The 12,303-nt window shown below is 58.1% G+C and carries 9 protein-coding genes; 3 read left to right on the top strand and 6 right to left on the bottom strand.

Translation table 11 applies throughout. From position 1 onward, the window contains the following. Window positions 1–13 precede the first annotated feature (13 nt). Complete coding sequence (locus tag EC9_RS06685) at window positions 14–1,312, top strand: polysaccharide biosynthesis/export family protein (RefSeq protein WP_246105995.1); 1,299 nt, start codon at window positions 14–16, stop codon at window positions 1,310–1,312. A 348-nt stretch (window positions 1,313–1,660) separates the two neighbouring features. On the opposite strand, the gene EC9_RS06680 is transcribed toward EC9_RS06685, so the two are convergent. Together EC9_RS06680 and EC9_RS06675 are read right to left on the bottom strand one after the other, a co-directional pair. Further along, window positions 1,661–2,095: an RrF2 family transcriptional regulator gene (locus EC9_RS06680; RefSeq protein ID WP_246105994.1), complete on the bottom strand. Its 435-nt coding sequence runs from the start codon at window positions 2,093–2,095 to the stop codon at window positions 1,661–1,663. Window positions 2,096–2,104: 9 nt separating this feature from the next. Next, window positions 2,105–2,929 (bottom strand): phosphoadenylyl-sulfate reductase, encoded by an 825-nt coding sequence (locus EC9_RS06675; RefSeq protein WP_145349032.1) that lies wholly within the window; start codon window positions 2,927–2,929, stop codon window positions 2,105–2,107. Window positions 2,930–3,546: 617 nt separating this feature from the next. Here EC9_RS06675 and EC9_RS06670 point away from each other — a divergent pair. Then, complete coding sequence (locus EC9_RS06670; protein WP_145343422.1) at window positions 3,547–3,771, top strand: hypothetical protein; 225 nt, start codon at window positions 3,547–3,549, stop codon at window positions 3,769–3,771. A 35-nt stretch (window positions 3,772–3,806) separates the two neighbouring features. Here the strand turns inward: EC9_RS06670 and EC9_RS06665 are convergent, their stop codons facing one another. Beyond that, window positions 3,807–4,256 (bottom strand): scaffolding protein, encoded by a 450-nt coding sequence (locus EC9_RS06665; protein WP_246105993.1) that lies wholly within the window; start codon window positions 4,254–4,256, stop codon window positions 3,807–3,809. Between the two features lie 136 nt (window positions 4,257–4,392). Here EC9_RS06665 and EC9_RS06660 point away from each other — a divergent pair, with 136 nt between their 5' ends. Next, window positions 4,393–5,412, top strand: coding sequence for an ABC transporter ATP-binding protein (locus EC9_RS06660; protein WP_145343420.1), 1,020 nt, complete (start codon window positions 4,393–4,395; stop codon window positions 5,410–5,412). Between the two features lie 35 nt (window positions 5,413–5,447). Here EC9_RS06660 and EC9_RS06655 read toward each other — a convergent pair whose 3' ends face one another. The 3 genes from EC9_RS06655 to EC9_RS06645 form a co-directional block, all read right to left on the bottom strand. Then, entirely contained in the window at window positions 5,448–6,380 is a 933-nt protein-coding gene (locus tag EC9_RS06655) for an outer membrane protein assembly factor BamB family protein (protein WP_218934636.1), read from the bottom strand. A 187-nt stretch (window positions 6,381–6,567) separates the two neighbouring features. Then, window positions 6,568–8,994 (bottom strand): serine/threonine-protein kinase, encoded by a 2,427-nt coding sequence (locus EC9_RS06650; RefSeq protein WP_145343416.1) that lies wholly within the window; start codon window positions 8,992–8,994, stop codon window positions 6,568–6,570. Further along, complete coding sequence (locus EC9_RS06645; RefSeq protein WP_145343414.1) at window positions 8,991–12,287, bottom strand: hypothetical protein; 3,297 nt, start codon at window positions 12,285–12,287, stop codon at window positions 8,991–8,993. The genes EC9_RS06650 and EC9_RS06645 overlap by 4 nt, the downstream gene beginning before the upstream one ends. Between the last annotated feature and the right edge of the window lie 16 nt (window positions 12,288–12,303).

The raw sequence follows: 12,303 nt of genomic DNA, 5'->3' as shown, positions 1-12,303 counted from the left end.
CGGTTGCACATCCATGATGTCTCCGATGTCGGGAATTCCGGTCAGTCATTTGCCGACGGAAATGCGAGGAGAAAGCCGTAATAATTTGGTACCGGTCCCACTATCCGTATTACGTCAACAAGCCCCCGAGCACTACTTTCTCGACGAAGGGGACATTTTGGGCATCTACATCGAAGGTGTGATGCCCCCTAAATCCGGCGATGAAACAGTCGAATCGGCACCTCCGGTTCACTTTCCCGAAGCGGGCAGCGACCTACCACCTTCGGTCGGATTTCCGATTCCCATTCGCGACGACGGCACTCTGCCACTCCCCTTGGTCGAACCGATCCAGGTTCGCGGTAAGACGTTGACCGAAGTCGAAGCCGAAATCCGCAAGGCGTATGTCGTCGATAAGAAAATCCTCAAAGAGGGGCGCGACCGGATCTTGGTCTCGCTGATGCGTGAGCGAACGTATCGTGTGATCGTGATTCGCGAAGACGAAGATGATTCGCTTGCTTTGCCAGGCGGTACCGGTGGTGGCAGCAAAGGGAGCATCGTCGGCGGAGCTTCCCGTTCAGGATCGGGCTACACCCTCGACCTTCCCGCCTACAAGAACGACGTTATGCACGCCCTGGCTCAAACTGGTGGCCTGCCTGGCCTGAACGCCAAGAACCAAGTCAAGATCCTTAAGGCTAACCGTGTTGGACAACTCGATGCCAATGGAATGCCAATCATGATGGGCAGTTACATGGGAGAGGGCATGATCGGCGGTGGCTGCATGCCACAAGATCCTTGTTTTTCGGGATACAACCCAAACCAAGATTACGATCCATCGGCGATTCGCATTCCACTGCGAGTCCAACCCGGACAAATGCCGCAGTTGAATCCTGCGGACATTATTCTGGAAGAGGGTGATATCGTCGTCGTCGAGGCTCGCGACACCGAAGTCTTCTATACCGGCGGACTTCTGCCAGGCGGACAGTTTCCAATTCCACGCGACTATGACCTCGATGTCATGGGGGCGATGGCGATCGCAGGCCAAGGGCTTGGCGGAACCGGTCCTTCCCGCGGTGGAGGCGCTGCCGGCGGACTTCTGGGTGGCGGTTTTGCGGGGGCTTCACCGACTCAACTGTACGTGATGCGGCGAACTCCTGGTGGCGGTGAATTCAATATCGCAGTCGACCTCAAGCGGGCCCTCAACGACCAATCCGAACGGCTGATGATCCAACCGGGCGACACGCTGATCCTACGCTATACCCCATGCGAAGAAGCTGTCAACTTCAGCCTCGTCACCTTCTTCACCTACGGTATTCGCGAACTGTTCAGCAACTAATGGTTCATCATGGTAAAGAAGGACGGCCAAGCCACATGTCGCGGGCGATGCAATTCGCCCGCGACATGGCCGTCTGTCTGGTCTCATTCTCCCTGCCAACATAACAACAAAAACACCCGCCACCAACCTCATCCCTCCAACCAGCCGATCATCGATCCAATTTGCCGCCTGGCGATCGCTTGGGGCCCCCAACGCTTCGAAAATATTTGGGAAACCGCAAGCGGTCGTCAGGCGGGCGGCCAGACGCCAGACCTTCGACGGTGTCGCCGACACCCGAAACGCCCGATCGCCTTGATGTTGGAATCGATTGTCAACGCACGCGTCTGAAGCGCCATGCGAACGAGACAGCTAGATATAAAACATCGCACCATCGGCGCGAGAACAATCGTTGGCCAGGTCTTCTAAGCGGATCGAGGCCAGCACATCGCGAAACGCCTTGCTGGCCGAACGCCATGTCGCCCCCAACACCTGAGCCTCGGCCGTTGTGTCGGTGCTTTCAGGTGATTGTTCCGAATCCCCACATCCAATCGCGTCGCAGATGTCCAACAGAGAGATCGCGGTCGCATCGACCGACAATCGATAGCCACCTTGGCTGCCGCGTGTGCTTGTCACGTAGCCGGCGACCTTCAATTGTTGCAAGATTTGCACCAAAAAGGGCTGCGGGATGCTGTGCCGCGCAGTGATCTCACGCAACGCCACAGGGCGGTCTTCGTCGTGACGAAGCGCTAATTCCAGCATCGCCAGACAGGCGTAGTGCGCCTTGGCGGACATCGAGAAACTCACAACGTCACCTCAGTCGCTGCTGTGCAAACCACATTCGGTTTTGGCCGAACCGCTCCAGCGCCCCGCTCGTTCGTCTTCGCCCAGGGCGATCGAACGGGTGCAAGGCCAGCAACCGACACTTGGATACCCTTGGTCGTGCAGCGGGTTGTACGGGATGTCGTTCTTGGAGATGAAGCCCCAGACATCCTTCTTGGTCCAGTTCGCTAGCGGGCTGATTTTGACGAGCTGGAATTTCTTGTCCCAACCGACGATCGGATGCTCCGCCCGGTCGGGAGACTGGTCGCGGCGAATCGCGCTCGACCAAGCGTGCATTCCGCGAGCCGCTTGGTGCAAGACCTTGATCTTGCGATCGAAGCAGCAGCGATTGGTATCGGTCTTGTAAACCGGCCCGCCGTTGGCCGCTTCGTATTCCTCAACCGTCTGTTCGGGATATTTGTATTCGATCGTGATCCCATACCGCTCGCGAACCTGTTCCCGCAACGCCAGCGTCTCCTTGAACTGGTACCCGGTCTCCAGATTGAAGATCGGTGTCTGGGGAGCGATTTCGGAAAACATGTGGATCAGGCACATCCCCTCGGGGCCAAAGGCCGTCGCCATCGTGAACCGCGGCGCATACTGCTCGACCGCCCAAGCAAGGATCTCCTGCGGCGAGGCGGATTCCAAACGCTGGCTGTGCTCAGCCAATTCGCCAAACAGTTCGTCGCCGGGGACTAATGGCGGATCAGCCGCTAGTGCCCCGAGTGGTTCCAAAGCAGATGCCGCCGGAGAATCGTCGGAGCGAAGCACCTTCAGCGCGGGGCGATCGGAAAGTTCCGCTAGCTTGTTTTCAGGCATAGGGTAGATGACGGTTTCGTGGACCAATAAAGGCGTTTGCCGTACCAAAGACTTCAATAGTACATACTTTATCAAGTTAGTCAAGTATTGCTTGAATCGGAGCATTTCCTATGTAGATTGAAACTTTGTCCAAAATCAATCGGAGATTTCCAAACGCTTGCAATTGGGACGCGATCGGGCGTTCTCTGCTTTCTGCAGCGACCGAAGCTACCGGGGGGGGGGGAACAAATCGAGCCACCACCGACGCGGCAACTTGCGATTGCTTTCAACCAACGCCCCCGTCGCAGCAGCCACCGACGTGACTTGTGTGAATTTGGCGCAGAGGAGCGGACAATTCTTGTGAGTTACGGAGCTTTAGAACGGTGACGTTCCGTTTGCCAGAGCCGCGGTTCGACAACGCTTTTTGCAGCTCCAGACGCTCTTTCTACCGCTGGCACCGGGAGGCGATTCGCACAACCGAATCGAAGAAAAGAATGCCGCACAATCGGCAAAATCGTTAAAGTCGGCGAGGCTTGTCCACCGATAGATACGGCTGATGCTGGAATTTGGCTCTTGGCATCGAGGGTCGAATTCGGGTAGACCTCCCCGACGGCAAGACATGGATCAAAGGAAGCTTGATGGATAAGAATACGCTGAAGTTGCACGCACCTCGACGGGAATCGCTCCCATCGGCGCCAGCCGTCACCGTTTCGGTAGGCGATCTCGTGCCGCTGCTGGTCGACGCTTGGGAGACCGATCGCAACTGGCTGCGAGATTTTTGTAAGGACGAGGTCTCGGTATCCGAAGACTTGTACGAAGTCCTGCTGGCATACCATCAGATCCGTCGCTGCGAAGCTGCCTGATCGGGCTTCGCCAGCGGGCACGACCTCGCGACTTTTTATTGCTTGGCTTGGATCGCGTGGGCTTGAGCCATCGCGTCTTCAGCCATCTGGATATATTTCTGCTCTTGAGTTCCGGCCCAAGCTCGTTGGCAGGTGACACTTTTGGCCGTGTAATTAAAAGGTTCGTTCGGTTCCAGTTCGCACGCGCGATCCGCATGAACGATCGCTTGCACGTGGTCGCCAGTTCGCGTCAAGACACGCGAGAGCGCCAGGTGAGCTAGCACAAAGGTTTCGTCTTCGGCCAGGATCTCGTTGAGTCCCGCGACCGCTTCGACATCTTGGCCGGCGTCCATCAGTTTTTCGACTTCGTTGTAGCGTTCGTGCAGATCTGCCATCTCTATAGATTCCGGGTCGTGATCGAGGTTCAATGGAAAGGCCGCGCGGCCGTTGCCGCTGGCGAAACCTTCCGCTGCGGTCGCCGTGGAGCCGACATGAGGTCGGTTCATCGCTTTGCGGCGGTTGTCTGAATCCTAGCCGAATTTCCGGCGGTGGAAAGCCTGGGAGCGGGATTCCCTATACTGTAAGATGCCTTAGACCACCCCCGGTGTCCCACGACGATTTGCCCGAATTCTGTGAGCATCCATGAACGATTCGACCGCGCCGCTGTTGGCTGTAGAGAATTTGAAGGTTCATTTTCCCTTTCGCCGCGGCACGTTATTCGCCCCCGAACATGGATTGATCCGCGCCGTCGATGGTGTCTCTTTCGAGATTCGCGAAGGGGAAACGCTAGGCTTGGTCGGTGAATCGGGCTGCGGGAAATCGACGACCGCCCGCGCCATCGCGCGGCTTAATGAACCGACTTCGGGATCGATCAAGATCGAGGGTCACGAGATCTGTGGGCTCAGCGAATCGGCGATGATGCCTTTTCGGCGGATCGTGCAGATGGTCTTTCAAGATCCCTTCGCCTCGCTGAATCCACGGATGACCGTCGGTGCGATTCTCAGCGAACCGCTGCAGATTCACGGTGTGCTGAGCAACGCCGATCGCCGCTTGGAAGTGCTGCGACTGATGGATCTGGTCGGCCTCAATCCCCGCTTCCTGAATCGCTACCCTCACGAATTCTCCGGTGGCCAACGCCAGCGGATCGGTATCGCTCGAGCCTTGGCGGTCCGCCCCAAGTTGATCCTATGCGACGAACCGGTTAGCGCTTTGGACGTTTCGATCCAAGCCCAAGTGATCAATCTGATGATGGATCTGCAGCAAAAACTTGGGCTCGCCTATCTCTTCATCGCGCACGATCTGGGGATCGTCCGGCACATCGCAACCCGTGTCGGCGTGATGTATCTGGGACGGATCGTCGAATCGGCCAACGCCGACGAACTTTACAACGATCCAACCCACCCCTACACGCGGGCTTTATTGTCGGCCGTCCCGGTTCCCGATCCGAAGATCGAAGCCCAGCGGGAGCGGATCGTGTTGACCGGCGAAGTCCCTTCGCCCGACAAATCGTACCCGGGCTGTCCATTTGTCGATCGATGTCCCGATGCCCAGCCGGAATGTCGCGAGATCATTCCGCAGCTGCCTGCGAGTTCTCATGCGACAGCCTGCATCGTGCACGATGACCAATGTCGAACCCTGTCGCAGCCCGCTGCGGCAACTTGATCGCCACGGGCTGCCGGATCGGGCTTCGCCGCCGATCAACGAATCACGTTGGCGTCGGCGTCTAGAATGATCGAATTGGAAACGTCGTTCCCCAGTGTTTTGAAGTCGTGGACTTTCCACAGCACTTCCTGACCGCGATTGATTTCGATCAGTTGAGGATTCTCCGGGCCGGCGTGGCAGTTGCCAAATACGATGTTGCCGTTGGGATGGTATTCGAGCGTTGTCACCCACGCCAACGTGATCCCTGGTAGATCGTGCTGCTGCAGTTTCCAGACGATCTCTTTTTCAGGCGTCACTTCCAAGATGCTGTGCCCGTTCCCGGTGCCGATCAGCGTGTTGCCGTTGGGTAGACGCAACGCGCTGAAGACCGAATTGCCAAACGCTTCGGGACCGTGCCCGCCGCGTGCCTTGCGACCAAACATCGGCACATCGTATTGCCAGACGATCTTGCTATCGCGATCGTATTCGCAGACCTTGCCGTCCCCTTCTTGAGCGACCAGGTAGTTTCCGTTCTCCAAACGACGAACCAGACGCGTGTCGCGATGGGGATGCGGATGCGTGCGTTGCAGCGTGATCGAATGATGTAGCGTCCCGTCGCGATCGACTTCCAACAGCTTCCCTTCGCCGCTCAACGCGATCATGATTCGGTCGCCGGGAATCGCCCGCACGCTGTGAACTTCGACTCGGTCGACGGTCGCAAACTTCTTCGCATCCAACGACCAAACGATCTCGCTGCTGCGGGGATCGATCTCGATGATCTCGGTGTTCTGATGCGTGAGGATGTTGCCGTTGTCGAGCAACTGCAAATCGTGAGGCGATCCGCTGAGCATCATCTGCCACTGCGGCTTCCCCTCGGCATCGATGATCACCAGCTTGTTCTGTTGATTGGCGAGGAAGCGATGTTGAGCGATCGCGGAGAGATTCGTGAGGATCAGAAAGGCAAACGCCAGTGGAAAAGCAAGTCGCATGTTGATGGGATCCATGTGTTGAGTTGAGGGTTGCGCCGCTGTCGATGGTCGTCTTTCGCTCCGCGAAAGAGCGTTAGCCGCCCGCACATTTGCGGAGCGAAAGGCGACACACCCGCCGGCCGCATTGCGTGCTCCGCCGGTATCATAACCTCAATCAAAGCTTTCGATCGCTTCGGTCGCCAGGAAATTACGGCACGATGCGAAAGCGAATTGGGTGCGAGGTGGAACGGGATGTCGACGAGGGTTCCAGCCAAGCGGCTTGGCCGCGCGTCGGAGAGTCGTATTGCGATTCGGTTGCATGCAGCCGCATGTTTTCAAACCGGTTCCCCGATTGAAAGGAGAAGAAAAACACCCGTTCGCCGTTGGCTTGCCGCCGGACGTGATGGAAACGCGAAGTATCCAGCCAACTGAAACCTTCGATTGTATACGGCAACCGACAATCCTCGCTGATCGTTTGGGTTCCAAACGTTCCATCATCGCGGAGGATCGCCTGGTGCATTCGAATCGCTTGCAGCGCGCCGCGCTGTCGCGTCAGGTAACGGAAGGTTCTGCCGTCGAGAGTCGCAAATCCGATCACATCGTTGCCAATCCCACAATCTTCGCTCAACAGCGTCGAATCAAAAGTCCCACGCGAACTCAGCCTGCTCTTCATCAACGAAACCGTCCCCGACGGATTGTGGTGCAGATGATAAAACGTCTTCCCGTCGGCGGTTGCGATATCGATCACGTCGCGGCGGATCAAACAGTCCTCGGCCAGCAAGGTCGATTCGAGTCGTGCCCCTGCCACGACCCGCTCTCGCAGCAGTGAAATCTTGCCATCGGCCTGTTGTTCCAGCCGCGCGATCCAGATCGGCGTCTCATCGCTCGCGGTGACTTCGATCTCGTAGTCCCCATCGCCGTTGGCGTCAACTGGCATCGCGTCGCGCATCTTGCGATCGAAGACAAAAACCCCTTGCGTCGTCATCTTGACCAAATCGCGATCGTCACCTCCTGTGACCGTCAGGCACAATCCATCGTACAGCCGATCGGAATCGTCACGGACGTCGATCGCCCACGCGCCCGCCATCTGCTGCCGCGACAGGATGATCGATTGGCCATCGGGTTCGAAAATAAATTCGTCGAACTGCGGCGGCTCGTTTTTATTGTCGACAGTCACCGCCATCGGCTGATCGGCGATACGAATCGAATAGACATTGTCCATGTTCCGATCCAGTGGAACTTCGAAATCGGGAGTCTCCCGGAAACGAAGCTGTCGCGTTTCGGGATCGATCAGGAAACAATCGGCATCGTCGCCGCTGAGCGTCATGGACCCGAGATCGCCAACCAGTTCAGGCACCTGGCCGACCGAATCGCTCCCCTCGCGAACTCGCAGAATGATTTGGTCGCTGCGATTGACGATCGTGTTGGCTGCGACCGGTTTCATGCTGGTGGACAGGCTATCGTCGGTGGCGCTGGCAACAAACAGCCCGGCAATCGCCAGCAGCAGCGCAGTGGTCGTCGCCGCGACCGTCCGCGACGAAGCGTGGTTCGACTTGGGTTTGCGTTTTTTTGCGAAAGCATTGAGGTCGTCCGCCATCTCAGCGGCCGTCCGATAGCGGTCTTCGGGCGCGCTGGCGACAGCTTTTAAAACGATCCGTTCCAGTTCGGCTGGCAACTTGGGATTTGTGTTCCGCAAAAACCCCGGCTTGGCAACAGCGAGCGCGTCGCGGGTCGCCGAGTTCATTTTCTCCAGCGTGACCAGTTCGCAGAGGGTCAGTCCCAACGAGAAGATATCACTGCGCTCGTCGGAGACACCTCGCAGTTGTTCGGGAGCCATGTAGCGAGGCGTGCCCACGGCGTGATACATGCTTGTCAGGCTGTTGTCGTCCAGCGTCCGCTTAGCCAGGCCAAAGTCGGTGACCCACAGTTTGTTCGACGAGTCGATCAACAGATTGGCAGGCTTTACGTCGCGGTGCAGGATCTGTTTCGCGTGAGCATGAGCCAGCGCGGCAGCGGCTTGGCTGCCCAGTTGAGCGATCAGGTGCCAGTTATCGCGCAACTGCTGCAGAAGATTAAAGGCGGCGATGTCGGTGACGCTGCTGTCGGCATTTGATCCCGATCGCATCTCGCTAGCAGCCCGCACGACGTCGGCCAGATTGGGACCGTCGATCAAACGCATCGTATAGAAATGGTGTTCCGCCGATTCGCCGAACTCATAGATCGGAACGATGTTGGTGTGATGCAAACTGGCGACCGCACGCGCTTCGTGCTTGAAACGCTCGATCCCTTTATCGTCCAACCGCTCCGACGAAATCACTTTGATCGCGACGCGCTCGCGCAGCGTATCGCACTGCGCTTCGTAGACGATTCCCATCCCACCGACACCGATCTGACGCTCGATGGGATATCGACCTACCCGATCGGGAATGCGTTGCATCGTGGGCAAGTCGGCGCATGTGTTGGCGTATTCGTCCAGATCCATCATCAATGGAAAGACTCGCAAAATGTCCGCTTCTTGCGCAGGAAACTGCTTTGCGAACTCGGCGACCGACAGCCCCGCTGCATCGACCCGCTGCTCTTTGAAGCGGGACCAAAGCTGTTCGATTTCATGTAACTGCAGGTCGGCGGCGGTCACGGTTTCCCTTCCGTTCGATGTTTCTGCGTCTTGTCATCCAGTGACCAACGTTGCTTCAAACGCCCCCAAATGGGCGTAAAGATTCCTAGGACGACAGCTGCAGAAGACGGCATTTCCGTAGGCGAAACGCGGGAAATCGGTGCACTAACGCGGCGGAACACCTTCGTCGCAGCCGGTTTGGGCGGCGTGGTGACCTTGCCACCGTCAACCGCCGCCGCCGATGGAGTGACGCCGTCGGCACGTTTGGCTTCCTTCAGGTCGTGAGTCGATTCATGATGGACGTAAAAGCCGCCTGCGTTATTGCCATCCAGCCCCCGACCGTCGACGTTGGAAAAATCGGTTTCCTCCCCATTCAAATAACGCGAAGCCGTGTCTGCCTTTCCAACATCCGTCGGAGCGTCGCTCTGTATCGAGAAACTTATCTTGTGATGGACTGCCGGATTTGACGCCCGCAACGTCCCCGCCAAGGACTCTGCCCCGCTTGTTTCCCGCCCACTGGGCTGCCCCTCGTGCAGAAGATCTGTTTCCAATGGGTTTGGCGATTCGATGCGAGATTCCGCCAGTCCACCAATGATCGCCGCCAGTGTGGGAGGCGTGGGAACCTGGACATCGAATGCACCTGAACCAGGCAACAAGCCAGCTGGATCCATTGCGTTTCTCGCTGCCTGGATCGCCCAGTCGGACGAAACAACAGGCTCAGCATCGCGTACCGACTCGGACGCTTCCCCCCCTTCGAACGACGCGTGTTGCCGCGATACGTACGTTCCAGCACCGCCGTCATCGACGACGTCAGCAGATTCCACCGCAGTCCCTGTTCCATCTGAAGAAACCGCTTCCAGAACCTCCGTGTATGCTTGAGCTTTGCTCGCCGACGCCACGGAATCTCCAACACCAGAATCGTTTTGAGCGGCTACAAAAACGCCTTCACCCGCTGCCCACTTCGCGGCTGGCACTGTCGCCGCAACCTCCATTGAAACATCGACAGCCACGAAGGTTTCAAGCTCGAAAACCTCGCTTGACGATTGGAGATTCGAGACCAACGACTCGCCTCGGGACAGCTCCACCGGCGTAGGTTCAGACGTTTCGTTGCCGGCCCACAGGCCGACATCCGCTGTTTCCCCGAACACCGCAGAATCTTCAACCGGCTCGCGAATCTCTGCCGTGACAGCGGAGCCTGACACATCAACATCATAAACCGACTCCCACTGATCCACCGAAGCGATATGATCCGCTGTGTGAATGGCCTCTCCCCCCGCAACACGATTTGTCGCGAAACCTTGTTCGGATTGAACGACCTGGACTGACGTATTGTCGCCAAACGCCACCACGGCCTCGCTGCTTGCGAGGCTGCTTGCGGCAGTTTCTTCCAATTGCTGATCGGCAAGGTGAATTGGCCCTTCCGTTGTCGATTCCACGGCTGCCGTTGGTGCATCGCCAACCGTCCGTTCCGCCGTAGCGATTTGCTCGGCTTTGGCCGATTCGCCGGGGGCAGCTTGAACAGTCGCTGGATCCGATGAATCGTTTGGCTGCAAATCGGCCGCATGGGGCGCGACACTAGAATCCGCTGCCAGCAGATTTGTGGTCGGCGAAGCGGCTGCGATGTGGGACTCGGCCGCTTGAGCGAGATTTCCCGACTCCGCAGAACTCTTCGACGCTCGTGTTGGAGTCGCTTTCTCGCCGGTGGACTTAGCGATATCTTCGGCCACTCGCGTTGCATCGTCCTGGACAACCGTTCTCGGTTGCAGCGCCGAGGCGTCGGATTTGGCTGCAGCGATCGAAGGAGCGAAACTCTCCGCGGGCGTTGTTTCGGCAAGCTTGCGATGATCTCCTGCGTTCAAAGACGCATCCTTCTCAACAGCAACATCGGCGACGACCATCGCCGATCCGATGGCAGAACCTTGCTGAGTGGAAGCCTGTTGTTCCAACGCTTCGGACGGCAACGCGACGACAGTCGAAGATGCAGCGGCTGCGATTCCGTTCTGCGGCGCATCGTCGACTTGCGAAACATTTGCCAATTTGGCGTTGCCCGAGCCCGCTGGGTCAGCAGCTTCGGAATCGGCAGCAGACGGCGTCTCTGCCGCTCCGCGCGCTTCGGCGACTTGAGAGCTTGTAGCCTCCGCGACAGCTTGCGTTTTGATCGCTACAGGTGCGGCAAGCGCTGCCTTCGTGGATGCGGATTCATCCTGCGGCGCGTCGACAACATCGGTTGCCGCACGTTTTGCCAGGCCCTTTGGCAACGAATCCTTCTTCGCCAAGCCGGCCGGCAATTCGACTCGCTTCGCCAAACCAGCAGGCAATTCGACATCGACCGCGGCGGGCGCTACGACGCGCGGGATCTTCGAATTGGGCTGGCCTGCGGCGGGTTCGGCGGCAAGGTTTTCAGTCGTTGGGGCAGGGGCCGTCGATAGCGCCGGCAGCGATTCATCGACAGACGTGTTGTTGACAAATTCGACCTCGCTAAATGCCGGCAATTCTTCCTCGATTAGCTCCCGTTGAACCTGCGATTTCGAAGTATCCGTTTTGTCGCTAGGGGGCGTTTGTTCTCGCGAAGGATCGACTTGTTCGACCACCGGTCGTTTCATCGCAACTGGCGTGACAGGCAGGCTAACATTCGACGAAACATTGACGACTTCCGCCTCTTGGGCGTCGGCGGCTTCAACACCCCTCGACGTGTCGGCGATTCCTGCCGTTTGGTTAACGTCGGATTGTTCCGTCAAGTCCGGCGGATCCTGGGCGTCTTCTTGTCCGCTTTGACGATCGTCGCTTGCTGCTGTCACACTCGCGTCTTCGGACTCGGCTGCACGACTGTCGGACCTATCGTCGGTGCCCAAAGGAAGCGTACGGATCACAGCCTGCCCAAGTGACGAAGCCACCGTGGTCACCGTCTTCGCGGTGCTGGCCGCCACATCGACCACGTTCCCCACGGCTGATCCGACGCTTGCGCCAGCTGTGGTTTTATCGGAACGGGCGCTCGCCTCCTCCGTCGTATCATCTCCCGACTCCTCCTGCCGCGTCGACGTTTCCTCAGCGGCAGTGGCTGGCAGCGTTGCCGAGGCCTGAGTGGAAGAAGCGACCTCAACGGAGGGCTCACTCGCCGTCTGAACATTGGCCGGTTCGGAACTGGAGGGGTTCGCCGCCGGTTCAACCGCAGCAGAATCCGGGGTGGAGGACGAGGTGGCCGAGTCGGCTGGCACAGCTGCGGTCAACGGAGTGCTAGCCAAGAGCTGGCGAGGCTCGAGCGGTTCGGCAAACGACACGTCGCGCAGTCGATTTTGTCGTTTACGAAAAAGCATAGCCAGCGTAATCTAG

Source organism: Rosistilla ulvae, from assembly GCF_007741475.1.
Classification (GTDB): domain Bacteria; phylum Planctomycetota; class Planctomycetia; order Pirellulales; family Pirellulaceae; genus Rosistilla; species Rosistilla ulvae.
The sequence above is the reverse complement of the archived record's forward strand: the minus strand, read 5'-3'. Positions and strand labels throughout refer to the sequence as shown.